The organism is Ancalomicrobiaceae bacterium S20 (assembly GCA_040269895.1).
In the GTDB taxonomy this organism is placed as follows: Bacteria; Pseudomonadota; Alphaproteobacteria; order Rhizobiales; family Ancalomicrobiaceae; genus Methyloraptor; species Methyloraptor flagellatus.
This window is the reverse complement of record CP158568.1, coordinates 1,086,836-1,112,458: the sequence shown is the minus strand read 5'-3', so window position 1 is coordinate 1,112,458 and position 25,623 is coordinate 1,086,836. Positions and strand designations below refer to the sequence as shown.

Below are 25,623 nucleotides of genomic sequence, written 5' to 3'. Positions count from 1 at the left end.
ACGTGCCTCCTCAGACCCGACCCAGGGCGAAGCCCTTGGCGATGTAGTTGCGGACGAACCAGATCACGAGCGCGCCGGGGATCAGCGTCAGCACGCCGGCGGCGGCGAGCTGCCCCCAGTCCATGCCGGACGACGAGGCGGTGCGCGTCATGATCGAGGAGATCGGCATGTTGTTGGTGAGCGTGCGCGCGAGCAGCAGCTCGACCCACGAGAACATGAAGCAGAAGAACGCCGCGACACCGATGCCCGAGGCGGTCAGCGGCACGAAGATCTTCAGGAAGAAGCGCGGGAACGAGTAGCCGTCGATATAGGCCGTCTCGTCGATCTCGCGCGGCACGCCCGACATGAAGCCTTCGAGGATCCAGATCGCCAGCGGCACATTGAAGATCGTATGCGCCAGCGCGACCGCCCAATGGGTATTGAACAGGCCGATCGCCGAATAGAGATTGAAGAACGGCAGCGCGAACACCGCCGGCGGCGCCATCCGGTTGGTCAGGAACCAGAAGAACAGGTGCTTGTCGCCCAGGAACCGGTAGCGCGAGAAGGCATAGGCTGCCGGCAACGCCACCGCGAGACTGATCGCGGTGTTGAGCACCACGTAGATCAGGCTGTCGACATAGCCCATATACCAGGCCGGATCGGTGAAGATGTTGACGTAGTTCTTCACCGTGAACTCGCGCGGCCACAGCGTCAGGTCGGCGCCGGTGATTTCGGAGTTCACCTTGAAGCTCATGTTGGCGAGCCAGTAGATCGGCAGCATGAGGAAGATCAGATAGGCGATCAGGATCAGGGAGCGCGCGCGCATCAGTGCGTCTCCTCCTTCGGCCGGTCGGCATCGACCTGCGTCATGACGGTGTAGAAGATCCAGCAGACGGCGAGCACGATCAGGTTATAGACGATCGACATGGCCGCGGCCTTGCCGAGGTCGAACTGACCGAGCGCGATCTTGACGAGATCGATCGATAGCACGGTGGTCGAGTTGCCCGGGCCACCGCCGGTGACGACGAAGGGCTCGGTGTAGATCATGAAGCTGTCCATGAACCGGAGCAGCACGCCGATCAGCAGCACGCGGCGCAGCTTCGGCAGCTGGATGGTCGTGAACACGGCCCAGCGCGAGGCGCCGTCGATGCGAGCCGCCTGATAATAGGCGTCCGGGATCGACTTCAGGCCGGCGTAGGAGAGGAGCGCGATCAGGCTCGTCCAGTGCCAGACGTCCATGACCACGATCGTGACCCAGGCCGACAACACACCGGCGGTGTAGTTGTAGGGGATGCCGAGCACGCGGTTCACGACGTAGCCGAGCAGGCCGATGTCCTCGCGGGCGAAGATCTGCCAGATCGTGCCGACGACGTTCCACGGCACCAGCAGCGGCAGCGCCATGATCACGAGGCAGGCCGCGACCGTCCAACCCTGGCGCGGCATCGACAGGGCGACGACGACGCCGAGCGGCACCTCGATCGCAAGGATGATCGCGGAGAACAACAGGTTGCGGCCGAGACTGTCGTAGAACCGGCCGCCGAGCTCGGTTGAGGGGCTGAGCAGCTCCTGATACCAGCCGATGCCGTTCCAGAAGAACTGGTTGTTGCCGAACGTGTCCTGCACCGAGTAGTTCACCACCGTCATCATCGGCACGACGGCGTTGAAAACGACGATCAGGAACGCCGGCAGCACGAAGAACCAGGCGGCCTGATAGATGGGCTTGTCCATCGTCACGCCTCCCCTGCGACGCGCCGGCTGTCGGCGTAGACATGGATCTGCGCGGGATCGAACACGATCCGCGCGGCGTCGCCGTCGAGCGCCACACCGGGCGGCGCGACCACCGACAGCCGCGCCTCGCCGAGCCGGACCTTGGCGAAACGGATGCGGCCGAGATCGTCGATGCGCTCGACCTTGACGGCGATCCCCTCGCCGCCCGTCAGCCGCGCATATTCCGGGCGAATGCCGATCTCGATCTTCGCCCCCGACGGCAGCGCGCCGTAGCCGCGGCCGAGCGGCACCGCGACGCCGCCGACATGCGCCGAGCGGCCCGCCACGTCGGCCTTCAGGATGTTCATGCCCGGCGAGCCGATGAAGTGGCCGACGAACGTGTGTTCCGGCCGCTCGAACAGCTCGTCCGGCCGCCCGGCCTGGACGATGCCGCCGTCGTGCATGACCACCACCGTATCGGCGAAGGTCAGCGCCTCGGTCTGATCGTGCGTCACATAGATCATCGTAATGTCGAGCTTGCGGTGGAGCGCCTTGAGCTTGGAGCGCAGCTCCCACTTCAGCGCTGGATCGATCACGGTCAGCGGCTCGTCGAACAGGACGGCCGCGACGTCTGCGCGGACGAGCCCGCGGCCGAGCGAGATCTTCTGCTTGGCATCCGCCCCGAGGCCGCGCGCGCGGCGATCGAGTTCGGCGCCGAGATCGAGCAGATCGGCGATCTCCTTGACGCGCGCCTCGATCTCGGCCGCCGGCACGCCGCGGTTCTTGAGCGGGAACGCCAGGTTCTGGCGGACCGACATCGTGTCGTAGATGACCGGAAACTGGAACACCTGCGCGATGTTGCGCTTCTCGGTCGGCAGACGGGTCACGTCGGTGCCGTCGAACATCACCTTGCCCTGCGTCGGCACGACGAGGCCCGAGATGATGTTCAAAAGCGTGGTCTTGCCGCAGCCGGACGGGCCGAGCAGCGCATAGGCGCCGCCCTGCCGCCAGGTCATGGTCATCGGCTTCAGGGCGTAGATGTTGGCCGCCTGGAGCGCCGGGCTGTAGCTGTGGGCGAGGTCGACCAGATCGATGCGTGCCATGGTGCCCTCCCCTCAGCGGTCCGCCGCCGGCGCGGCGACGAGCCGGCCGTCGGTCGAAAAGACGAAGATCGCTTGCGGGTCGACGAACACCGAGATCGGCGCCCCCGGCCCGATCTCGTGCACGCCCGGCGCCAGCGCGACCCACTTGAGCCGCCCGGCATGGACGTGCACGAAGCTCTCCGAGCCGGTGATCTCGGTCACGTCGACCGTGCCCTCGATCTCGATGTCGCTCTCGGCGCGGCGGGCGAGCCCGAGCGCATGGGCACGGACCCCGATCGTGTAGGTGCCGTCGGCAAGCCCCGCGAGCATGCCGCCGGCCGCGGCCGGGCGCCCGGACGGCAGCCGGATCTCATCGCCGCGCTTCTCGACCGTCATCTCGTTGAGCGGCGGATCGGAGAAGGTCTCGGCCGAGCGCAGGCTGACCGGACGGCGGTAGACCGCCGCGGTCGGGCCGAACTGGACCAGACGGCCCTCGGAGAGCGTCGCGGTATTGCCGCCGAGCAGCAACGCCTCGCTCGGCTCGGTGGTCGCATAGACGAAGATCGCGCCGGTCTCGGCGAAGATGCGCGGCAGTTCCTCGCGCAGTTCCTCACGCAACTTGTAGTCGAGGTTGGCGAGCGGCTCGTCGAGCAGCACCAGATCGGCGCCCTTCACGACGGCGCGCGCGATGGCGCAGCGCTGCTGCTGGCCACCGGAGAGCTGCAGCGGCGTACGCTCGAGCATGGGCGTCAACCGCAGCATCTCGGCCGCCTGACGCACGCGCTTGTCGATCTCGGCCTTGTCCTTCCTCTGCACGCGCAGGGGCGAGGCGATGTTCTCGTAGACGCTGAGCGTCGGGTAGTTGATGAACTGCTGGTAGACCATCGCCACCGAGCGGTCGCGCACATGAACGCCGGTCATGTCGCGGCCGTCGACCAGCACGCGGCCCGATGTCGGCCGATCGAGCCCGGCGAGCAGCCGCATCAACGATGTCTTGCCGGACAGCGTCGGTCCGAGCAGGACATTGAGCGTGCTGCGTTCGAACGTGATCGAAACGTCCGCGATATGGGTTTCGCGGCCGACCACCTTCGATGCGTGTTCCAGTGCGACGCTCACCGCGCTCCCCCTCCGGTCATGGCTTCCGCGCGCGCCCCCGTCCGGGCATCGCGCATGAAGGTTTCGAGTTCGGCCGCGCCATCCGCCCCGACGAACAGCCCGAGCTTCGAGCGCCGCCACAACACGTCCTCGGCATCGACCGCCCATTCGCGGGCGATCAGGTGCCTGACCTCGGCCTCGGTCAGGCCGGCGCCGAAATGCCGGCCGAGATCGGCGAGGCTCCGCGCCGTGCCGAGAAAGCCGAACGCCGTCGTGCCGTAGGACGAGGCCAGCCGCGCCGCGGTCCGCTCGTCGAGAAACGGATACTTGGCCGCGATGTCGGCCGCGAGACGCGCCCGGCCGTCGACCGCGAAATTGCCGCCCGGCAGCCGGCCCTCGGCCGTCCAGGGCGCACCCATTTTCGGGAAATGGCGGCCGAGCTTTTCGAGCGCGGCCTCCGCCAGCCGGCGGTAGGTCGTAATCTTGCCGCCGAAGATCGACAGGAGCGGCGCGCCGGCGACCGCCTCATCGACGTCGAAGACATAGTCGCGCGTCGCCGCCTTGGCCTCGCTCGCGCCGTCGTCATAGAGCGGCCGCACGCCGGAATAGCTCCAGACCACGTCCGAACGGGTCACGGCGCGGGTGAAATACTCGCTCGCCGCCTGGCAGAGATAGTCGATCTCGCCTTCCGTCGCCCGGACCAGCGCCGGATCGCCCTCGTAGTCGCGATCCGTGGTGCCGATCAGCGTGAAGTCGCGCTGATAGGGGATCGCGAAAATGATGCGGCCGTCGGCGTTCTGGAAGATGTAGCAACGGTCGTGGTCGTAGAGCCGCTTGACCACGATATGCGAGCCCTGCACGAGCCGCACTTTCGCTTTCGCATTCGAACGAAGCGTACCCGAAAGAACGTCCGCGACCCACGGCCCCGCCGCATTGACCAGCGCCTTCGCGCGGATCGTCCGCCGCCGGCCGCTCAGACGATCCTCGATCGTCAGGGTCCAGCCGTCGGCCGAGCGCTCGGCCGACACCGCCTTGGTGCGCGTCTCGACCACGGCACCGCGATCGGCGGCATCACGAGCGTTGAGCGCGACCAGCCGCGCGTCGTCGACCCGGCAGTCCGAATATTCGAAGCCGCGCCGGAACAGGCCGGGCTTCAGCGGCGCGCCGGCGACGTCGCGGGTCAGGTCGAGCGTCCGCGTCGCCGGCAAGAGCTTGCGGCCGCCGAGATGGTCATAGAGGAACAGGCCGAGCCTGAGCAGCCAGGCGGGGCGCAGGCCGGTGTGGTGCGGCAGCACGAAGCGCAGCGGCTCGATGATGTGCGGCGCCGAGCGCCACAGCACCTCGCGCTCGATCAGCGCCTCGCGCACCAGCCGGAACTCGTAATATTCGAGGTAGCGCAGGCCGCCGTGCACGAGCTTGGTCGACCACGACGACGTGCCGCTCGCCAAGTCGTTCATTTCGCAGAGATAGACCGACAAGCCCCGGCCGACCGCGTCGCGCGCGATGCCACAACCGTTGATGCCGCCGCCGATCACGGCGAGGTCATAGACCTCGTCCATCCGTTCCTCCCCTCGAGCCACTGACGGGCCCCGCGCCATCGCGGGCCGTGCAGCCCGTCATAAGCGCTTTTTGTTACATTGAGGAGTATCGGTGTTTCGTTTTTTGCGCAATCGAAAATCAAAACGAAACCAGCGAAAACGATTCCGCGCCGCGGTAAGCCGTTCGTCAGTCTGCTGTTCTTCAGTCCGTCAGTTCGGGTTCGGATGCGTTTTCGGGCATGGTCTCGACCAGCCGAATCCCCTTTTCGCGGCAGAGCGCGCGCAGCCGGTCCGACGGCATCCAGTCGGTGACGAACGTGTCGATCTGGTCGAGATGCGCGATCCTGACCGGCGCGGTGCGCTCCAGCTTGGTCCGGTCCGCGACCAGGATGACCCGGCGGGCGTTCTCGATGATCGCCTGCGCGACCCGCACCTCGCGGTAGTCGAAGTCGAGCAGCGAGCCGTCCTCGTCGATCGCCGAGGTGCCGATCACGGCCGTATCGACCTTGAACTGCCGGATCAGGTCGACCGCCGCCGAGCCGATCACCGCGCCGTCGGCGCCGCGCACCGGCCCGCCGGCGACGATCACGTCGAAGCCCTCGCGCCGGCTGAGGTTCATCGCGACGTTCAGATTGTTGGTGATGACGAGCAGGTTCTCGTGGCCGGAGAGCGCCTCGGCGACCTCCTCGGTGGTGGTGCCGATGTTGATGAACAGCGAGCTGCCGTTCGGGATGAGTTCCGCCGCCGCCCGGCCGATGGTGCGCTTCTCCTCGGCGGCGACGAAACGGCGCGCGTCATAGGCGAGGTTGCGCACGCCCGACGAGATCACCGCGCCGCCGTGAATGCGGCTCATCAGCCGGCGGTCGCAGAGTTCATTGAGATCCTTGCGGATCGTCTGCGCGGTGACGTCGAAGCGTCGCGCCAGATCCTCGACGTTGACCCGCCCCGCGGCGCGCGCGATCTCGATGATGTCCGTCTGTCTGGCCGTCAGCGCATCCATGGTCCCGTCCCGCGCGAGCCCCGGTCTTGGGCCGGGTTCGATCCTGCGCAGGATAACCGTTCGGGGATCGCGGTCCAGTCTTGGCCCGGGCAGTGACCAGGCGGGGAAAGAACAGCGGCGCCCGGGATCACCACCCCCGGCGCCGCCGTTCCGAACGCGTCGCGCGGATCAGCGCGCCAGATAGTCGTGGATGACGCGGCCGTAGGGCAGCGTCAGGTCGGCGATGAAGTGATGAGCGCCGACGATCTTGCGCACCGGGAGATCGGCGACCGGCGCGTTGACATGCGGCACCAGATGCAGCCGGCCGGGTCCGATCCAAGAGCCCTTCACGGTGATATCGACGAGGTTGTAGGCGACGAGTTGGGCGAGCGCCGGACCGCCATCGACGCCAGGGATCAACTTCAGATTGACCTGCGTCTTGCTCAGCGTCGCCGTCGTGCGCTCGCCGTTGCCGGCCATGCTCTCGTGCTTGTAGCCCATCGTGCCCATGGCGACGAGCTGGCCGGCGTATTCGAGCGTGCCGGTCAGCGTGTCCTTGACCACTTCGAGCTTCGGATGGGCATATTTCTTCGGAAAACCCCAGATCTCGCGACCGGCGACGATCGGCGGATCGTCGTCGAGATACATCTGGGCGACGAAGTTCATCTCCTCGCCCTTGAAACGGCACGGGATCACCATGCCGGATTCGGTGTAGCTGCCAAAGCCGGAGCTGTCCGGCATCTTGATCCACTCGTAGTGGACGACCGGCCGCTCGAGCGGTTCGAGCGGCTCGGGCAGCTGTTCGCGGACGATCTCCGCGTCGGTCTCGTAGGTGAGGACCATATACTCCCGGTTGACGAACCGGTACGGCCCCTTGGGATAGCTCGGGCCGGCGAGCGGCATGGACGGCAGATCGAGAATGTCCTCGACGCGCATGGGAACGCCTCCGTTCGAACGGATCGGTGAAAGGTCTCGGTGAAAGGGCTCAGTGCGCGGTCCAGCCGCCGTCGATCGGGATGATCGCGCCGGTGATCGAACCCGCCTCGTCGCCGGCCAGGAACAGCGCGAGCGCCGCGACCTCGTCGACGGTGACGAAGCGCTTGGTCGGCTGCGCGGCGAGCAGGACGTCGCGGACGACCTCCTCCTCGGTGATGCCGCGGGCTTTGGCGGTGTCCGGGATCTGCTTCTCGACCAGCGGCGTCAGCACGTAGCCCGGGCAGACGGCGTTGACGGTGACGCCGAAGGTGGCCGCTTCGAGCGCCACGGTCTTCACGAGACCGGCGATGCCGTGCTTGGCGGCGACATAGGCCGACTTGAACGGCGAGGCGACCAGCGCGTGCGCCGAGGCGATGTTGACGATCCGGCCGAAGCCCCGCGCCTTCATGCCCGGCAGCGCGGCACGCATGGAATGGAACGAGGCCGACAGGTTGATCTGCTGGATCAGGTCCCAGCGCTCCGGCGGGAAGTCCTCGATCGGCGCCACGAACTGGATGCCGGCGTTGTTGACGAGTACGTCGAGCCGCCCGAACGCCGCCTCGGTGCGATGCACGAGGCCGACGATGTCGTCGGGCTTCGACATGTCGGCTCCGTCGAACACGACTTTTGCGCCGGTCTCGGCTTCCAGCTCGGCCCGGGTCTTCTCGATCTCGCCCGTGTCGCCGAGGCCGTTCAGCACCACGTCGTGGCCGGCATGCGCAAACCGCCTCGCAATGCCGAGGCCGATGCCGCTCGTCGATCCCGTCACGATCGCCACTCGCCGTTCCGTCATGTCCGTCCCCGTCCTTGTTGGCCGATCCATGCGGATCGTCGGTCCAGTGCCGTTCCGGGGCCGCGACGGTCCCGAACGGTGGCTCGCCCCTCTTCGCAGGTGCGAATTCCGGCGGATGGTCATCGTTTTCCACGCTCGCGGCAGCTTGCCGCAAAGCTGACAAGAACCTTTCAAAAGTAACGAGGCCCATCCGACATGCCGGCGATAAAGCCATGACCTGTTTGAAATTCGCATGACGCACTGCGTCATATTTTTGTTTTCTTTCGTGTGTTTGATCCCTCACACAATAAAAAGGGACCGAACCACCTCGCTCGCTCAACTCGCACCAGAGACATGGCGCGGGACGTCTTTCTGTAATCTTAGAGGGACCGGATCGGCTATGGATCAGCGCGTCGACGCCAACAAGCACACTCACGCGGGCCCCGATGGTTCGGTGGTCGGATGGAAGCCGGCCCGCTGTGATCGGATCGCGCTGATCTTCCAGGGCGGCGGCGCGCTCGGCGCCTATCAGGCCGGCGTCTATGAGGCGCTGCACGAAGCCGGCATCGAGCCGGACTGGGTGACCGGCGTCTCGATCGGCGCGATCAATGCGGCGATCATCGCCGGCAATTCGCGCGAGAAGCGGCTGGAGCGGCTGCGCGAGTTCTGGCGCCGGATCACCGATCGCACGGTCTGGCACTATACGCCCGACGGTGACGTCTACCGCCGCGCCCGCAACGCCACCTCCTCGATGATGACGATGATGCTCGGCCAGCCCGGCTTCTTCAAACCGCAGTCGATGAACGCCTGGATGAGCCCGGCCGGTGCCGCGACCGCGACGAGCTTCTACGACGCCGGTCCGCTGAAGGAGACGCTCGAGGATCTCGTCGACTTCTCGATGATCAACGATCGCGCCTGCCGCTTCGCGGTCGGCGCCGTCAATGTGCTGACCGGCAATTTCATCTACTTCGACAACACCGAGGAGACGATCGCGGCCGAGCATGTGATGGCCTCGGGCGCGCTGCCGCCTGCCCTGCCGATGGTCAAGATCGGCACCGACTACTACTGGGATGGCGGCATCGTCTCCAACACGCCGCTGCAGCACCTGCTCGACCACGACGACCGCAAGGACACGTTGGTGTTCCAGGTCGACCTGTTCAGCGCGCGCGGCGCCCTGCCCCGCGACATGCACGACGTGCTCGGGCGCCAGAAGGACATCGTCTATTCCTCGCGCACGCGCCACAACACCGACGTCTACCGCAACCTCCAGACCTGGAAGATGCGGCTGAAGAAGGCGCTCGACCGGCTGCCGGACGACCAGCTCACCGACGAGGAGCGGCGCCTGAAGGACGAACTGTCCGACCTGCCGTCGATCAACATCATCCACCTGATCTACCAGCAGAAAGCCTACGAGGGCCACGCCAAGGACTACGAGTTCTCGGGCACCTCCATGCGCGAGCATTGGCAGAGCGGCTACGAGGACACCAAGCGCACGCTGGCGCATCGCCGCTGGCTCGAGATGCCGGCCGACAGCGGCCTGGTCGTCCACGACGTCCACCGCCTGCGCGACAGTTGACATTCGGGGAGCCGGCCCGCCCGCACTCCCGTGCGGGATCGGGCCGCGCACAATGAAGGGGGCTGACCTTGTCCGATATCGCACTCGATCCGGCGCTCGCCGGATCCGCCACCAAACGACCGAAGCTCGACCATAATTCCGGTATGGCGACGATCCTGCTGTTCGTCGGTCTCCTGACCGCCGGCCTGCTCTACGTCGCCTATTCGCTCTATGTCGACGCGACCGCCGCGCCGGACGACCATCGCACCTTCCTGCCGTTCCTGCTGCTCGGCGTCGCGCTCGTAATCGCGCTCGGCTTCGAGTTCGTGAACGGCTTCCACGACACGGCAAACGCGGTCGCGACGGTCATCTACACCCACTCGCTGCCGGCCAACGTCGCCGTCGTGTGGTCGGGTGTGTTCAACCTGCTCGGCGTGCTGGTCTCGACCGGCGCCGTCGCCTTCGGCATCATCTCGCTGCTGCCGGTCGAACTGATCCTGCAGGTCGGCTCCTCGGCCGGTTTTGCGATGGTGTTCGCTCTGCTGATCGCCGCGATCCTGTGGAACCTCGCGACCTGGTGGTTCGGCCTGCCGGCCTCGTCGTCGCACACGCTGATCGGCTCGATCATCGGCGTCGGCATCGCCAACGCGCTGCTGCGCGGTCGCGACGGCACCTCGGGCGTCGACTGGTCGAAGGCGACCGAGATCGGCTACTCGCTGCTGCTGTCGCCGCTGTTCGGCTTCGCCTGCGCCGCCGGCCTGTTCCTGCTGCTCAAGTTCGCCATCCGAAACCCGGCGCTCTACGAGGAGCCGAAGGGCAACCAGCCGCCGCCGTGGTGGATCCGCGGTCTGCTGATCCTGACCTGCACCGGCGTCAGCTTCTTCCACGGCTCGAACGACGGCCAGAAGGGCATGGGCCTGATCATGCTGATCCTGATCGGCACGGTCCCGACCGCCTACGCGCTGAACCGCGCCATGCCGGAGAGCCATACCCTCGCCTACCAGCAGGCCTCGGCCGGCGCGGTCACGGTGATGCAGGCCTTCGTCAAGGCCCCGGCGCCGGAGAAGTATCGCGACGATCTGACCGAATACATCCGCACCAAGCAGATCACCGACACCACGGTCGCGTCGTTCCAGAAGCTGGCGCTCGACATCTCCGACCAGGTCGCCGCCTACAAGACGCTCGCCAAGGTGCCGGCCGCCGCGGTGCAGAACGTCCGCAACGACATGTACCTCGCCTCCGAGACCGCGCGTCTGCTCCTGAAGACCCACGGCGCCAAGATGGACGCCGCTTCGGAAGCCAAGATCAAGACGCTGCAGAAGGCCTTCGACGACTCGACCAAGTTCATCCCGGACTGGGTAAAGGTGGCGGTCGCGATCGCCCTCGGCCTCGGCACGATGGTCGGCTGGAAGCGCATCGTGATCACGGTCGGCGAGAAGATCGGTAAGTCGCACCTGACCTACGCGCAGGGCGCCTCGGCCGAGATCGTCGCCATGGCGACGATCGGTGCCGCCGACGGCCTCGGCCTGCCGGTCTCGACCACACACGTGCTGTCGTCCGGCGTCGCCGGCACGATGGCCGCCAACAAGTCCGGCCTGCAGCTCTCGACGCTGCGCAACATGCTGCTCGCCTGGGTCCTGACCCTGCCGGTCGCCATGGCGCTCTCCGCCGGCCTCTACGTGCTGTTCGCCAAGCTGTTCGCCTGATCGGCCGCGCAGCCTCAGCTTTCGACAAGCCCCATCCGCCGGCCGCGAGGCCGGCGGATCCATTTCAGGGTACGCGCCTGACGGAATCGTCAGGCCGGACCGCTGACGAGATCCTTCCCTTCCCGCTCCGTCCGGGCCGCCGCGCCCGCGCCATCCCTCGAGGCTGCGGCGCGAACGACGCCTGCGAGATGCCGCCCGAGGAGGCCGCCATGAGCGCCGACGACCTGCCGATCCCCGGCCTGATCTGGGCCTATCATTTCCCCGCGCACGCCGCGCCGCGGCTGCTGCCGGCCGAAACCGTCACGCCGAACGAACTGCCGGCCGACGGCTTCCTGTGGCTGCATTTCTCGCTGACCGACGCGCGCCTGCCGGTCTATCTGCCGAACCTCGCGCTTCTTCCCGCCGACGGCTGCCGTGCGCTGCTCGCCCGCGACCGGCACCTGTCGTTGTCGGTCACCCCGCATGCCATCGTCGGCGTGATGCCGGACTTCCGCCGACTGGAGCTCGACGAGAGCGCGGTCGAGTACGACCGCTTCCGGTTCCTCGCGACCGATCGGCTGCTGGTCACCGCGCGCACCCATCCGCTGCGCGCCATGGCGACGGTGCGCTCCGAGATCGACGCCGGCCGTCGCTTCGCCGGCCCGGCCGACCTGTTCGGCGCGCTCTCCGAGACGTTCGAGCTGACGATCGGCGACATCGTCCAGGGCTACAACGACGAGATCGACACGATCGAGGAACAGATCTTCACCGAGCGCCGCGCCGACCTGCGCGCCCGCGTCGGCACGCTGCGGCGCGGGCTCATTCAGGTGCACCGCACGCTGCGCACCACGGCGCGGCTGTTCCACCGGCTCGACGCCGTGCTGCCGGCCGAGCTCGGCCCCGCGACGCGCACCATGTTCGAGCAGCGCGGCCATCACTTCGCCGCGCTCGATCAGGACGTCGTCTCGCTGCAGGAGCGCGCCCGCCTCCTGCATGAGGAGATCGACACGCGTCAGCAGCAGGAGACCAACCGTCACCTCTACATCCTGTCGATCGCGACCAGCCTCCTGCTGCCGCCGACGCTGGTGACGGGCTATTTCGGCATGAACACCAAAGATCTGCCCTTGCAGGACATTCCCGACGGCGCGCTGTGGGCGACCGGCCTGATGCTCGCCTCGGCGGCCGCCGCCGCGTTGGCACTCTGGCGCGTCGGCGTCGGCCGCCGCTGAGATGCCTGCGGCGAGGTCCGGCTCAGGCCTTGGCGGGCACGGGCGTCGGCGCTCCGGCGGCGAGCGCGGCGGACTCGGCCCCCCAGCGCCGCGCGAGCACGGCGCAGACCATGAGCTGCATCTGGTGGAACAGCATCACCGGCAGCAGCACCATGCCGAGATCCGGGCCGGCGAACAGCACGCCGGCCATCGGCACGCCCGAGGCGAGGCTCTTCTTCGAGCCGCAGAACACGATCGCGATCGTATCGGCGCGATCGAAGCCGAGCCGACGGGCGACGAAGCGCGTCGTGACCAGGGCGAAACCGAGGATCACCGCCTCGATCACCACCATGAACAGGAGCCCGCTCGGGGGCAGCGCCTGCCAGATGCCGGCGACCACCGCATGGCTGAACGCGCCATAGACCACGAGCAGGATCGAACCGCGATCGGTCGCGCCGAGGATCTGCTTGTGGCGCGCCACGAAGCCGCCGATGAACGGCCGCGCGAGCTGGCCGAGCACGAAGGGAATGAGCAGCAGCTTGACGATCTCGCGGATCGCATCCGCCGTCGCGACCGATCCGTGCGCGGAGGCGAGCCAGGCGACCAGCAGCGGCGTCAGCACGGTGCCGAGGAGGCTCGACAGCGTCGCGGCGACCATCGCGGCGGCGACATTGCCGCCCGCGATCGAGGTGAAGGCGAGCGACGACTGGATCGTCGACGGCAGCAGGCAGAGATAGAGCAGCCCGAGCGCCAGCGGCGCCGGCAACAGCCAGGTCGGCAGTTTGGTCACCGCGACGCCGATCAGCGGGAACATCACGAAGGTCGCCGCCAGCACGACGAGATGGAAGCGCCAATGCGCCATGCCCTCGATCACCGCCTTGGTCGCGAGCCGCGTCCCGTAAAGGAAGAACATGAAGGCGATCGCGATGTCGGTGACGACCGCCAGCACGGGCACCGCCTCGCCCTTGGCCGGCAGGACGCTGGCGAGGATCACGGTCGCGATCAGGAAGGTGGTGAAGCGATCGGGCAGGAAACGGGCGAGCGACATCGACGGACCGGCTGATGAGAGAGCGGAAGACCGACTTATGACGGTTCGGCGGCTCATTCGGAATACCGTTCATCGAAGTTTCGGTCATCATGTTCTATGATAACCGGCATGTATGATCCCGACCTGCTCGTCTCCTTCCTTGCCGTCGCCGAGACCGGCTCCTTCTCGGAGGCCGCGCGCCGGCGCGGGCTTCGGCAATCGACCGTCAGCCAGCATGTCCGCCGCCTGGAGTCCGCGACGCGCCGGCGCCTGTTCGATCGCGACACGCACCGGGTCGCGCTGACCGTCGACGGCGAGAGCTGACGCGGCTCGCCGAGGAGATCCTGGCCGCCCATGCCCGCGCCGAGCGCTATTTCACCGGCGCCGAGCTGCGCGGTCGCGTCCGGCTCGGCGCCTCGGAGGATTTCGCGCTGTCGAGCCTGCTGCCGCAGGTGCTGCGCGCCTTCGCGGCGCGCCATCCGGGCGTCGACCTCGAAATGAGCGTCGGCCTCGCCGCCGATCTCTATGAGCGGCTCGATCAGGGCGCGCTCGACCTGATCTTCGCCAAGCGCCGCGCCGGCGACGGCCGCGGCCGCACGGTCTGGCGCGAGCCGATGGTCTGGATCGCCGCGCCCGACTGGCGGCGCGATCCGGAACGGCCGCTGCCGCTCGTGCTCTATCCGCCGCGCAGCATCACGCGCGAGGCGGTGCTCGCCGCGCTGGCGACCGCCGACGTGCCCTGGCGCATCGTCTGCACCTGCGGCTCGCTGTCCGGCCTCGTCGGCGCAGTTGGCGGCGGCCTCGGCGTCGGCGCGCAATCGGAGTGCCTGAAGGCCGACGGTGTCGTCGTACCCGGCCCGGCGGCCGGTCTGCCGCCGCTCGCCGAGACCGAGTTCGTTGTCGTGCCCGCGGTCGGCCGGCCGAGCGCGCCGGTCGAGGCGCTGGCCGAGACGATCCTCGAGCACGGCCGCGCCTTTCGCGAAGCGCGGCTCCGCATGACCGGGTGAGAGGCGGGCCGGAGCCGGAGGCGTGGCCCCGCCTACCCTGCCCGGCCCCATGTGCCGCTTCAGAAATCCAGCAACGCGTTGTCGATGACCTCCTTCATGACGAAGAAGGTGCGCGTCTGCCGCACGCCCGGCAGCGCGATCAGCTGTTCGCCGTGCAGCCGGTTGAAGTCGGCGATGTCGCGGACGCGGATCTTGAGGAAGAAGTCGAAGTCGCCCGCCACCAGATGGCAATCGAGCACGAAGGGCAGCTTGCGGATCGCGATCTCGAACTCGGCGAAGGCCTCGGGCGTCGAGCGGTCGAGCTCGACGCCGACCATGACCAGCGTGCCGCGATCGACCATGCGCGGCTCGATCTCGGCCCGGACGGACTTCACCACGCCCAGTTCGAACAGCCGCTGCGTCCGGCGATGGCAGGTCGCCGGGCTGACGTTCACGGCAGCCGCGAGATCGGCATTCGAAATCCGCCCATCCCTTTGCAGGAATTGGAGAATCTTACGGTCGACCCGATCGAGTTCCAAGGGTTCGGAAGATTCTTTCATCAAAATCGTGATTTTAAGCCCTTTCTTCCACAAAATGCCAATTCTGCGGAAGAGTCACAAAAATCAGACATCCACTTCGAGAGCACCTTTCATAGCAAACTTGCTAGCGTCGCGCATCCTCATTCTGGAGACCGCGATGCTGCGCCTCGACAAGTTCGAACGTTACCCGCTGACCTTCGGCACCACGCCGATCGAGCACCTGCCGCGCCTGACCGCCGCCCTCGGCGGCAAGGTCGAGATCTACGCCAAGCGCGAAGACTGCAACTCCGGTCTCGCCATGGGCGGCAATAAGCTGCGCAAGCTCGAGTACATCGTGCCGGACGCGATCAAGTCGGGCGCCGATACGCTGGTCTCGATCGGCGGCGTGCAGTCGAACCACACCCGCATGGTCGCCGCGACCGCCGCCAAGATCGGCATGAAGTGCGTGGTCGTGCAGGAGAGCTGGGTTCCGCACGAGGACGCCGTCTATGACCGCGTCGGCAACATCCTGATGACCCGCCTGATGGGCGCCGACAGCCGCATCGTCGAGGACGGCTTCGACATCGGCATCCGCAAGAGCTGGGAAGACGCGATCCAGTCGGTCAAGGACGCCGGCGGCAAGCCCTACGGCATCCCGGCCGGCGCCTCGGTCCATCCCTACGGCGGCCTCGGCTACGTGAGCTTCGCCGAGGAAGTCCGTGCCCAGGAAGCCGAACTCGGCTTCAAGTTCGACTATGTCGTCGTCTGCGTCGTGACCGGCTCGACCCAGGCCGGCATGATCGTCGGCTTCGCCGCCGACGACCGCGCCACCCGCGTGATCGGCATCGACGCCTCCGGCACACTCGAGCAGACCCGCTCGCAGGTGCGCGAGATCGTCGACCGCACGGCGAAGCTGGTCGAACTCGGCCGCGACGTCCGCGACGACGAGATCGTGATCCTGCCGGACTACGCCTATCCGGCCTACGGCGTGCCGAGCAAGGAGACCAACGAGGCGATCCGTCTCGCCGCCCGCACCGAGGCGATGATCACGGACCCGGTCTACGAGGGCAAGTCGATGCAGGGCATGATCGACCTCGTGAAGAAGGGCTACTTCCCGGAAGGCTCCAAGGTGCTCTACGCCCACCTCGGCGGCGCCCCGGCGATCAACGGCTACGCCTACACCTATCGCAACGGCTGAGCCGGAGCGGACTGTGTGTCTCCCAGACACAGGAAGAGCGCCGGGAACTCGGGTTCCGGCGCTCTTTTCTTTGTGCGGTGGATGTCGACGGAGCCGTCAGGGATCGGCGCCGCCCTCGCCTCAGAGCCCCGCGATCGTCACCGCCAGCGCCTGCGCGCGCGGCACCAGCGTATCGAGCCGGCACCATTCCTGATCGGTGTGGGCACCGCCGCCGACCGGGCCGAGGCCGCACAGCGACGGCACGCCGAGCGCGGCCGTGAAGCCGGAATCGGCGCAGCCGCCGGTGAACTCACCGCCGACATCGAAACCGACGTCGGCCGCCGCTTGGCGGTAGCGCGCGAAGAGATCGGACGAGTGCCGCTCCTCGAGCGGCATGAACAGGTGGCCGCGCTCGTAGGACGCCGCCGTGCCCGGCACATCCTCCGCCGCCAGAATCGCCTCGACGCGCGCCAGGATATCGTCGAGCTGCCCGACCGCCACGAAACGGATGTCGAGCTCGCATTCGGCGCGATCGGCGACCGTGTTGTGGGTGCGCCCGCCGCGGAACGTGCCGACGTTGGTGGTGATCCCCGCCGCGTAGTCGGTCATCGCATGCAGCCGGCCGACCTTGGCGGCGAGCGCGCCGATCGCGCTCGCGCCATCGGCATGGTTCACGCCCGAATGCGCCGCCTTACCGGTGACGGTGATGTGCAGCGTCAGCCCGCCCTTGCGCGCGGTCACGACATTGCCCGAGGCCCGGCCCGGTTCGGTATTGAACGCCGCGCGCGCCGGTCGCGATCCGCTCGATCATCGGGCGACCGGACGGCGAGCCGATCTCCTCGTCGGCCGTGAACAGGCCGATCAGCGGGAAGTCGGTGCCGCCCGCGGCTTTGAGCGCGCGCAGCACGAACAGGTCGACGACGAGCCCGCCCTTCATGTCGGCGACGCCCGGCCCGAACGCCGTGTCGCCGTCGCGGCTGAACGGCCGGAACGCGACCGTGCCCTTCGGGAACACCGTGTCGCGATGCCCCATCAGCAGCACCGGCGCGCCGCCGACCTTGCCCGGAACCTCGGCCTTGAGCACGGCGCCATAGGTTTCGTCCGGATAGCGCTCGACGGCGATGCCGTCGGCTTCCAGCATCGCGGCCATGGCATCGCCGACCGCGTCGATGCCGGCGCGGTCGCGGCTGCCGGAATCGATGTCGACGAGCCGGCGGAGAAAGTCTTCCATCTCGCCGCGACGGGTGGCGAGCCAGGCACTGGCGGCAGCGGCGAGCGGGCTCATGCGCGACGGGCCTCCCGGATCGTGCGGCCATGCTCGCCGAGGTCCCAGAACAGGCCCGCCATCAGGCGCAGCGCCTCTTCGGCAACGGAGCCGAGCAGATGCTCGTTCGGGGCGTGCTGCGAACAGGCCGGATAGGAATGCGGCACCCAGATCGTCGGCAGGTCGAGCACGTCGGAGAACACGTCGTTGGGGATCGAGCCGCCGAGGTTCGGCAGCAGCGCCGGCTTCTTGCCCGTGGTCTCGGCAAGCGAGGCGAGCGCGAAGCCGACCCACGGGTCGGCCGGATCGAGCCGGGTCGCCGCGAACATCTCCATGCGGCTCGCCTTGACCTCGATCTTCTCGAAGCCGTTGGCGTCGAAATGCGCGCGGATCGCCTCGATCGCCGCCATCGGATCGGTGCCGACGACGAAGCGGAGCTGCAAGGTCGCCTTGGCCGAGGGCGGCACGGCATTGACCGGCGCGGCCGGAGTGCCGGTCTCGTAGGCGAGCACCTCGAGCGTGTTCCAGCCGAACACGCGCTCTTCCGGGGTCAGACCCGGCTCGCCCCAGTCGCGGTCGATCGCCGGATCATTGGGCCCGCCGCCGACGGTGAGGTCCGCGATCGCCTGGCGCACCGCATCCGGGATCGCCGGCGGCCGGAGCGCCGGCAGCAGGATCTTGCCGCGCGCGTCGACGAGCGAGGCGATGGCATTGGCGAGGATGGTGCCCGGATTGGCAAGGAGCCCGCCCCAGTTGCCCGAATGATGCGCGCCCTCGCGCAGGTTCAGCACCAGATCGATGTTGAGCGCACCGCGCGAGCCGAGAAACACGGTCGGCCGTTCGGCCCGGAGCCGCGGGCCGTCGGAGGCGATCAGCACGTCGGCGGCGAGCACGTCGCCATGGGTCTCGGCGAGCTTGCGCAGGCCCGGCGACCCCGCCTCCTCGCCCATCTCGATCAGGATCTTGGCGTTGAAGCCGAGCGTACCGCCGCGCTCGGCCATTACCTCTTCGAGGGCTGCGATGTTGACCGAATGCTGGCCCTTGTTGTCGGCCGTGCCGCGACCGTACCAGCGGTCGCCGTCAACCGTGATCGACCACGGATCGAGCCCGTCGCGCCAGCGGCCCTCGTGACCGAGCACGACGTCGCCATGGCCGTAGACGAGCACGGTCGGCAGTGTCGCGTCCTCGATCCGCTCGGCGACCAGGAACGGCCCCTTGCCGGCAACCGCATTGTCAAAGATCCGCGACGTGAAGCCGAGCTTGTCGAGCGTCGGCACCATCTCCTCGGTCAGATAGGCGCGGAGCTCCGCATCCCGCGCGCCCGACTGGCTCTCGGTCTTCATCGCCACGCGGCGGCGCATGTCGGCGAGGAAGCGGCCGGAGGAATAGTGGGCGGCGGCGCGGGCGACGGCGCCGGCGCGGGACGGGGTCTCGGACATGAAAACGAACCTTGGACTGATGTCGATGGAACGGCGGAAGGCGGCGTCAGGCGGCCAGATGGCAGGTCGCGAAGCCGTCGGGGACGGCGGCCGCCTTCGGCACCTCGACCTTGCAGCGGTCGGAGGCGCGCGGGCAGCGCGGATGGAAGGTGCAGCCGGGCGGCGGCGCGATCGGATTGGGGAAGGCGCCGGTGATGCCGGCCTCGGGCATGCCGAGCTCGGGATCCGGCGTCAGCACGCTGTCGAGCAGCGCCTGGCTGTAGGGATGGCGCGGCGCCTCGAACAGCCCTGCCCGGCTCCGCTCCTCGACGATCCGGCCGAGGTACATGACCGCGACCCGGTCGGCGAGATGCTCGACCACCGCCAGATTGTGGCTGATGAAGAAGTAGGTGAGCTTGAACTCGCGCTTCAAGTCCATGAGCAGATTGAGGATCTGCGCCTGCACCGAAACGTCGAGCGCCGAGGTCGGCTCGTCGCAGATCAGCACGTCGGGCCGCATGATGAGCGCCCGCGCGATGGCGACGCGCTGGCGCTGCCCCCCCGAGAGCTGGTTCGGATAGGCGTCGATCACCCGGCGCGGCAAACCGACCGCGTCGAGCATCTCGAACACCTTGGCCTGCCGCTCGGCCGGCATGCCGATGCCATGCGCGACCAGGGGCAGCGCGATCAGGTCGGCGACCGACTTGCGCGGATTGAGCGACGAATACGGATCCTGGAACACCGGCTGGATGCGCCGGGCGACCTCGCGCCGATCGGTCTTGGCGATCGGCACGCCGTCGATCAGGATCTCGCCGGAACTGGCCGGGATCAGCCCGAGCAGCATCTTGGCGAGCGTCGACTTGCCCGATCCGCTTTCGCCGACCAGCGCATGGACCTCGCCGCGGGCGACCGTCAGCGACACGCCGCCGACCGCGGTCAGCGTCGCCATCGGCTTGAAGTAGCCCTGCGGCACCTTGTAGGTCTTGGTGACGTTCCTCAGTTCGAGGACGGGAACCGGAGCGGTCATTGCGGCCTCGCGAGCGACGGTTCGAGGATGCAGGCCATGCTGTGGCCGGGAGCGAGCGCGACATCCGGGATCGCCCCGGCGCAGGCTTCGACCGCGAGGTCGCAGCGGTTGCGGAAGGCGCAGCCGGAGACGTTGCCGATCAGGCTCGGCACCTGGCCCGGGATGGTGCCGAGCGGCTCGCCCGGCGCGGTCCGGCCCGGCACCGGGATCGAGCGCAGGAGCCCGCGCGTGTAGGGATGGCTCGGAGCGCCGAACACGGCCCTGGTCGTGCCGGTCTCGACCAGCCGGCCGGCATACATGACCGCGACCTTGTCGGCGACGCGCGCGACCACGCCGAGATCGTGCGTGACCAGGATCAGCGCCATGCCGAACTCGCGCTGGATATCGCGCAGGAGCCGGAGGATCTGCGCCTGGATCGTCACGTCGAGCGCGGTCGTCGGCTCGTCGGCGATGATCAGGTCCGGCTCGCACATGAGCCCCATGGCGATCATCACGCGCTGGCGCAGGCCGCCGGAGAGCTGGTGCGGGTACTGCCCGAGCCGCGAGGCGGCGGCCGTGATGCCGACGCGCTCGAGCAGGTGCACCGCCCGGTCGCGCGCCTCCGTGCGGGAGACCTTGCGATGCCGGCGCAGCGCCTCGGTCAGCTGGTCACCGATCGTGTAGGCCGGATTGAGCGAGGTCATCGGCTCCTGGAAGATCATGGCGATCCGGTCGCCGCGCAGATCCTCCATCTGCCGATCCGAGGTGGCGGCGAGGTCGATGCCGTCGAAGGAGAGCCGCGTCGCGCGACGGATCGCGCGGCCCGGCAGCAGGTCCATGATCGCGAGCGAAGTCAGCGACTTGCCGGATCCGCTTTCGCCGACGATCGCCAGCGTCTCGCCGCGATCGAGGCTGAACGACACGCCGCCGACGGCATGCAACAGGCCGGCCTCGGTCGGAATGTCGATGGTGAGGTTTTCGACGTCGAGGAGCGCCATGGGTCTCAGCTCCTGTTCTCGGGCGCGGTGATGTCGCGCAGGCCGTCGCCGAGCAGGTTGATCGCGAGCACCAGCACCGCGAGCGCGGCGCCCGGAATGGCGATCACCCACGGGCTGAAGAACATGAATTGCTTGCCCTCGGCGATCATCAGGCCCCAGGACGGCAGCGGCGGTTGCACGCCGAGGCCGAGGAACGACAGCGCCGCCTCGAGCAGGATCGCGTGCGCCATTTCGAGCGTCGCGACCACGATCAGCGGATTGAGGATGTTCGGCAGCACCTCGGAGAACACGATGCGCTTGGTCGTGCAGCCGATCGCGCGCGCCGCCGCGACATAGTCGGCATTGGCGACCTGCTGCGTCGCCGAGCGGGCGACCACCGCGAAGCGGTCCCAGAGCAGCAGGCCGAGCACGATGATGACGATCTCGAGCGACGAGCCGACCAGCGCGGAGGCCGCGAGCGCCACCAAGACCACCGGCAGCGCCAGGCGGACGTTGATGATGTAGCCGATCACCATGTCGACCCGGCCGCCGAAGAAGCCGGCGGCGACGCCGAGCGCGGTGCCGATCACGCCGGAGACCGCGACGGTCGCGACGCCGATCAGGAGCGAGATGCGCGCGCCGTAGAGCAGCCGGGCGAAGTAGTCGCGGCCGAGCTTGTCGGTGCCGAGCCAGTGCTCCCACGAGCCCTTCGGCTGCCACACCGGCGGGATCAGCCGGCGGGCGATGTCCTGGCCATAGGGATCCTGCGACGTGATCAGCGGCGCGGCCAGCGCCGCGACCAGGATCACGATGAGCACGATCGCACCGGCGAGAAAGCTCGGATTGCGCGCGGCGCGGCGGGCGAAGCGGGCGAGCGGCGAGCGCCGCACGAAGCCCGCATCGGCCGCGGCCATGGTCGGGGCGGAGGCGCTCATGCGACGCGGATCCTCGGGTCGAGCCAGGCGTTGAGGACGTCGGCCAGGAAGGTCAGGCCGATGTAGATGGTGGCGAGCAGGAGCACGATCGCCTGCACGACGGGGAAGTCCTTGCGCCCGATCGCCTCCCAGGCCAGATGCCCGATGCCGTGCATCGAGAACACCGCCTCGACCACGATCGAGCCGCCGAGCATGAAGCCGAACTGCACCGCCGCGACCGCGACCACCGGCACGACGGCATTGCGCAGCGCATGCTTGAACAGCACGGTCGAGCGGCGCAGCCCCTTGGCGCGCGCGGTGCGGATGTAGTCGGAGGCGAGCACGTCGAGCATGCCGTTGCGGGTCAGCCGCATCACCGCCGGCGCCGCGTACCAGCCGAGCGCGATCGCCGGCATGACGTAATGCGCCCAGGTGCCGCTGCCCGAGACCGGCAGCCAGCGCAGGTTCACCGCGAAGATCAGGATCAGGCTGAGCCCGAGCCAGAAGGTCGGGATCGCCTGACCGAGCACGCAGAACATCAGCGCCGCGCGATCGATCCAGCCGCCGCGATTGACCGCCGCGATCACGCCGAGCGGGATCGCGACCAGGAGCGCGATGCCGAGCGAGATCGCCCCGAGCGTCAGCGTCACCGGGATGCGCTCGACCACCAGCGCCGCGACCGTCTCGCGGAAATAGAACGAGTTGCCGAAATCGAACCGCACCGCCCCGGCGAGCCAGTCGAGGAACTGCACGACCAGCGGCTTGTCGAGACCGTACTGGACGCGGATCTGCTCGACCTGCGCGGGCGAGGCCTCGGGGCCGGCGATGGCGACCGCCAGATCGCCGGAAAGATGCAGGAGCAGGAACGCCACGATCGAGACCGTCAGCGCCACCGACAGGGCGACGGCCAGACGGCGCAGAAGAAACATCAGCATGGGTTGGAGCCCTTCCTCGGAGGGAGGACGAAACACGCCGCCGGAACGGCGGCCCGCGTGGTCAGCCGCGGGGCCACCGCCCTCGCGCCCTGCCCCCGGCAAGCGGCGGCAGGGCCTTCGATCCGGCGCCTTACTTCTTCCAGCGCGCCGCGTAGAAGCGCGGCACCTCGTCGGGCTGGGCCTTGAAGTCGAGGTCAGACGAGAAGGCGTAATTGGTCGAATAGGAGAACATCGGCAGCAGGTAGGCCTTGGCCGCGATGATCGACAGCGCCTGCTGGTAGAGCTTCTTGCGGTCGGCGAGTTCGTTGGTCGTGTCGGCCTTGTCGAGCAGCGCCTTGACCTCGGCGTCGTTGGACATGTCGTCCTCGTCGCCCTTGAACCACGCGCCGGTGAAGGCGGAGGCGTCGTTGACCGAGAACGAACCCCAAGTCTGGTAGTAGATCGGCACCTTGCCGGCGCGGTTCAGCTCGCGCAGCGCGGCATACTTCAGATAGTTGAGCTTGGCGCGGATGCCGACCGCGCGCAGGTAGCCGATCACCGCCTCGGCGTAGTCGCGCTCGCGATAGGCATAGAGATCGATGTCGAAGCCGTTCGGATAGCCGGCCTCGGCGAGCAGCGCCTTGGCCTTGGCCGGGTCGTACGGATAGCGCGTGACGCCCTCGTCGGTGCAGCCGGTCTGCTCGATGAAGCAGGCCGAATTCATCACGCGGGCGCCGCCCTTGACCAGGTTGTCGACCATCGCCTTGCGGTCGATCGCGTAGGAAATGGCCTGACGGACCTTCTCCTTCTTGAGCGGCGAATTCGGATCGGTGCGGCCGATCGCGTCGAACTGCAGGAAGCCGACGCGCATGGTCTCGGCCGCGAGCACGGTGACGTTCGGCACCGCCTCGAGCTGCTTGGCCTGATCGGTCGGCACACGCCAGATCCAGTCGACGCCGCCGGTCATCAGCTCGGCCATGCGGGTCTCGCCGTCCGGGATGATGCGGAATTCGAGCTTGCCGATCGCGACATCGCCGATCGGGCTGCCCTTCCAATAGGTCTTCGACTTCTCGAGCTTGACGCCCTTGCCGCTGTCGACCGAAACGATCCGGTACGGCCCGGTGCCGATCGGCGCCTTCGCGAAGCCGTCGAGGCCCACCTTCTTGAAATAGGCCGCCGGCAGGATCGCGTCCGGGCCGGAGAGATATTCGAGCGCGGCCGGGAACGGTCCCTTCAGGTGGATGCGGACCTTGTAGTCGCCGAGCTTCTCGGTCGAGGCCATCCAGGCGACGTTCTGCTTCGTCACCACCTTGGCTTCGGGCGTCAGAACGTAGTTGAACGTGAAGACGACGTCGTCGGCGGTGAACGGCGAACCGTCGTGGAAGGTCACGCCCTGGCGCAGCTCCAGATCGAGCGTCACCGGATCGACCCAGGTCCACGACGTCGCCAGATAGGGCTCGTAGGCGCCGGTCGTGGGGTTCCGGTAGATCAACGTTTCCCAGGCGTGCCGGGCGATGATGACGCCCTCGCGCAGGTTGTTGTGATAGGGGCTGATGTTCTCCGGCTCGCTGTCCGAGGCGTAGACCAGCGTATCGTTCGCCTTGCCGGCGAAAGCTGCGCCCGACAGGCCGAGCGACAGCGCCGCCGCAGCCAAGATCGACTTCCCGAATGTCACTGCCGTCATGCCCCAACCCCCGTCCGATGTTGCGGTGCAAACAAATTGGCCATGACACGGTATTGAGCACAAAGGCATGCCGCAATTATAATCTATCGAATGTTTCGTTGCCAGATCGGCAACGCTCTCCACCTCCGCCGGCGGGCGCGAGTCGAGGCTGACCGGCGTGCAATGCAGCAAAAGCAGCGCATTTTCGCGGATTTTCGATGAACAACACGGCCTTGCGCTATTTTCTTGAAGTCGCCCGCACCGGCTCGATCGCGGAGGCCTCGAGCCGGCTCAACGTCGCCTCTTCGGCGATCAGCCGTCAGATCGCCGGGCTCGAGGCCGAACTCGGCGTCGAATTGTTCGAGCGCCGGCCGCGCGGCATGGTGCCGAGCCCGGCCGGCGAGATCCTCGCCCGCCATGCCCGCCGCGCCTTTCTCGAGGAAGAGGCGATCGTCACCGAGCTGAAATTGCTGCAGGGCCTCGCCACCGGCGCCGTCCGCATCGGCGCGACCGAGGGCTTCGGCATGATGCTGGTGCCGGCCGCGATCCGCAGCTTTCGCGAGCGCTATCCGGGCATCCGCTTCGAGCTGAAGATCACGGCACCGGCCAACGTCACGCGCCTGGTGCGTGACGGTGATGTCGATATCGGCGCGACCTTCACCTTTGCGCCCGAGGCCGACGTGCGCCTGATCGGCTCCGGCCGGGCGCCGATCCTGGCGGTGGCGCCGATCGACCATCCCTTCGCGGGCCGCGTCGCGGTCTCGCTTTCCGAACTCGCCGCCGAACCGCTCGCGTTGCCGGAAAAGAACACCACCGCGCGCCAGCTGTTCGAGATCGCCTGCGGCCTCGAAGGCATCGCCGTGCAGCCGATCCTGGAATCGAACTACATCGCGGGTCTGTGGAGCTTCGTCGAGGAAGGCGGCGGCCTGACCGTCGCGAGCGCCTTTACCGTGCATTCGCGCCGGACCGGCAATCGCGTCGTCTCGGTGCCGATCAGCGGCCCGTCGATCGACCAGCGCCATTATCAGGTCCAGGCCATGCTCGGCCGCCGCCTGCCCGACGCGGCCGAGGCTTTCGCCGCGCATCTGCTCGCCGCCGTCGAGAGTTCCGGCTCGCCCTGATCCGACTGCCCAACCCCGATTGGCCCAACCCTGATTGGCCCTGCCCCGATTGGCCCTGCCCCG

At 67.9% G+C, this 25,623-nt stretch carries 23 protein-coding genes and 1 pseudogene; 6 read left to right on the top strand and 18 right to left on the bottom strand.

Translation table 11 applies throughout. From position 1 onward, the window contains the following. Positions 1–10: 10 nt before the first annotated feature. The 8 genes from ABS361_05395 to ABS361_05360 all read right to left on the bottom strand — a co-directional run bounded on the left by ABS361_05395 (position 11) and on the right by ABS361_05360 (position 8,148). Complete coding sequence (locus ABS361_05395) at positions 11–805, bottom strand: carbohydrate ABC transporter permease (protein XBY45708.1); 795 nt, start codon at positions 803–805, stop codon at positions 11–13. Beyond that, positions 805–1,707 carry a sugar ABC transporter permease gene (locus ABS361_05390; protein ID XBY45707.1) on the bottom strand — a complete coding sequence of 301 codons (903 nt, stop codon included), beginning with the start codon at positions 1,705–1,707 and terminating at the stop codon, positions 805–807. The genes ABS361_05395 and ABS361_05390 overlap by 1 nt, the downstream gene beginning before the upstream one ends. A gap of 2 nt (positions 1,708–1,709) precedes the next feature. Beyond that, a complete protein-coding gene (locus ABS361_05385; protein ID XBY45706.1) occupies positions 1,710–2,789 on the bottom strand; it encodes an ABC transporter ATP-binding protein in 1,080 nt (359 codons plus the stop codon). 12 nt (positions 2,790–2,801) lie between these two features. Beyond that, the gene (locus ABS361_05380; GenBank protein XBY45705.1) at positions 2,802–3,884 is read right to left on the bottom strand and encodes an ABC transporter ATP-binding protein; all 1,083 of its coding nucleotides are present in this window, start codon (positions 3,882–3,884) and stop codon (positions 2,802–2,804) included. Continuing rightward, positions 3,881–5,422 carry a glycerol-3-phosphate dehydrogenase gene (gene glpD / locus ABS361_05375; GenBank protein ID XBY45704.1) on the bottom strand — a complete coding sequence of 514 codons (1,542 nt, stop codon included), beginning with the start codon at positions 5,420–5,422 and terminating at the stop codon, positions 3,881–3,883. Before glpD ends, ABS361_05380 begins: the two co-directional genes overlap by 4 nt. Positions 5,423–5,603: 181 nt before the next feature. After that, positions 5,604–6,401 (bottom strand): DeoR/GlpR family DNA-binding transcription regulator, encoded by a 798-nt coding sequence (locus ABS361_05370; protein XBY45703.1) that lies wholly within the window; start codon positions 6,399–6,401, stop codon positions 5,604–5,606. A gap of 168 nt (positions 6,402–6,569) precedes the next feature. Then, a complete protein-coding gene (locus ABS361_05365) occupies positions 6,570–7,316 on the bottom strand; it encodes an acetoacetate decarboxylase (GenBank protein XBY45702.1) in 747 nt (248 codons plus the stop codon). 49 nt (positions 7,317–7,365) lie between these two features. Further along, entirely contained in the window at positions 7,366–8,148 is a 783-nt protein-coding gene (locus tag ABS361_05360) for a 3-hydroxybutyrate dehydrogenase (GenBank protein ID XBY45701.1), read from the bottom strand. 379 nt (positions 8,149–8,527) lie between these two features. Between ABS361_05360 and ABS361_05355 the strand changes: the two genes are divergently transcribed. The 3 genes from ABS361_05355 to ABS361_05345 all read left to right on the top strand — a co-directional run bounded on the left by ABS361_05355 (position 8,528) and on the right by ABS361_05345 (position 12,596). Next, on the top strand, positions 8,528–9,703 hold the full coding sequence (locus tag ABS361_05355) for a patatin-like phospholipase family protein (GenBank protein XBY45700.1): 1,176 nt from the start codon (positions 8,528–8,530) through the stop codon (positions 9,701–9,703). Positions 9,704–9,846: 143 nt separating this feature from the next. Next, a complete protein-coding gene (locus ABS361_05350) occupies positions 9,847–11,388 on the top strand; it encodes an inorganic phosphate transporter (GenBank protein XBY46816.1) in 1,542 nt (513 codons plus the stop codon). 209 nt (positions 11,389–11,597) lie between these two features. Next, positions 11,598–12,596 (top strand): CorA family divalent cation transporter, encoded by a 999-nt coding sequence (locus tag ABS361_05345; GenBank protein XBY45699.1) that lies wholly within the window; start codon positions 11,598–11,600, stop codon positions 12,594–12,596. A gap of 22 nt (positions 12,597–12,618) precedes the next feature. Here the strand turns inward: ABS361_05345 and ABS361_05340 are convergent, their stop codons facing one another. Further along, positions 12,619–13,623 carry a bile acid:sodium symporter family protein gene (locus ABS361_05340; GenBank protein XBY45698.1) on the bottom strand — a complete coding sequence of 335 codons (1,005 nt, stop codon included), beginning with the start codon at positions 13,621–13,623 and terminating at the stop codon, positions 12,619–12,621. Between the two features lie 108 nt (positions 13,624–13,731). On the opposite strand from ABS361_05340, the pseudogene ABS361_05335 reads away from it, so the two are divergent. Beyond that, positions 13,732–14,609, top strand: a pseudogene (locus ABS361_05335) (LysR family transcriptional regulator). A 59-nt stretch (positions 14,610–14,668) separates the two neighbouring features. Here the strand turns inward: ABS361_05335 and ABS361_05330 are convergent. Beyond that, positions 14,669–15,148 (bottom strand): Lrp/AsnC ligand binding domain-containing protein, encoded by a 480-nt coding sequence (locus tag ABS361_05330; GenBank protein ID XBY45697.1) that lies wholly within the window; start codon positions 15,146–15,148, stop codon positions 14,669–14,671. Between the two features lie 136 nt (positions 15,149–15,284). Here ABS361_05330 and ABS361_05325 point away from each other — a divergent pair, with 136 nt between their 5' ends. Continuing rightward, the gene (locus ABS361_05325) at positions 15,285–16,304 is read left to right on the top strand and encodes a 1-aminocyclopropane-1-carboxylate deaminase (GenBank protein ID XBY45696.1); all 1,020 of its coding nucleotides are present in this window, start codon (positions 15,285–15,287) and stop codon (positions 16,302–16,304) included. A 120-nt stretch (positions 16,305–16,424) separates the two neighbouring features. On the opposite strand, the gene ABS361_05320 is transcribed toward ABS361_05325, so the two are convergent. The 8 genes from ABS361_05320 to ABS361_05285 all read right to left on the bottom strand — a co-directional run bounded on the left by ABS361_05320 (position 16,425) and on the right by ABS361_05285 (position 24,460). Further along, entirely contained in the window at positions 16,425–17,024 is a 600-nt protein-coding gene (locus ABS361_05320) for a M20/M25/M40 family metallo-hydrolase (protein XBY45695.1), read from the bottom strand. Beyond that, positions 16,975–17,568: a M20/M25/M40 family metallo-hydrolase gene (locus ABS361_05315; protein ID XBY45694.1), complete on the bottom strand. Its 594-nt coding sequence runs from the start codon at positions 17,566–17,568 to the stop codon at positions 16,975–16,977. The genes ABS361_05320 and ABS361_05315 overlap by 50 nt, the downstream gene beginning before the upstream one ends. Next, positions 17,565–18,986, bottom strand: a complete 1,422-nt coding sequence (locus ABS361_05310) for a M20 family metallopeptidase (protein ID XBY45693.1) — start codon at positions 18,984–18,986, stop codon at positions 17,565–17,567. Before ABS361_05310 ends, ABS361_05315 begins: the two co-directional genes overlap by 4 nt. Before the next feature lie 46 nt (positions 18,987–19,032). After that, positions 19,033–19,992 carry an oligopeptide/dipeptide ABC transporter ATP-binding protein gene (locus tag ABS361_05305; protein XBY45692.1) on the bottom strand — a complete coding sequence of 320 codons (960 nt, stop codon included), beginning with the start codon at positions 19,990–19,992 and terminating at the stop codon, positions 19,033–19,035. Beyond that, on the bottom strand, positions 19,989–20,969 hold the full coding sequence (locus ABS361_05300) for an ABC transporter ATP-binding protein (GenBank protein XBY45691.1): 981 nt from the start codon (positions 20,967–20,969) through the stop codon (positions 19,989–19,991). The genes ABS361_05305 and ABS361_05300 overlap by 4 nt, the downstream gene beginning before the upstream one ends. Before the next feature lie 5 nt (positions 20,970–20,974). Beyond that, positions 20,975–21,862, bottom strand: a complete 888-nt coding sequence (locus tag ABS361_05295) for an ABC transporter permease (protein ID XBY46815.1) — start codon at positions 21,860–21,862, stop codon at positions 20,975–20,977. Positions 21,863–21,879: 17 nt separating this feature from the next. Continuing rightward, positions 21,880–22,797 (bottom strand): ABC transporter permease, encoded by a 918-nt coding sequence (locus ABS361_05290; protein XBY45690.1) that lies wholly within the window; start codon positions 22,795–22,797, stop codon positions 21,880–21,882. 130 nt (positions 22,798–22,927) lie between these two features. Further along, complete coding sequence (locus ABS361_05285) at positions 22,928–24,460, bottom strand: ABC transporter substrate-binding protein (protein XBY45689.1); 1,533 nt, start codon at positions 24,458–24,460, stop codon at positions 22,928–22,930. Positions 24,461–24,657: 197 nt separating this feature from the next. Between ABS361_05285 and ABS361_05280 the strand changes: the two genes are divergently transcribed. Next, a complete protein-coding gene (locus ABS361_05280; protein XBY45688.1) occupies positions 24,658–25,560 on the top strand; it encodes a LysR family transcriptional regulator in 903 nt (300 codons plus the stop codon). The last annotated feature ends 63 nt before the right edge of the window (positions 25,561–25,623 follow it).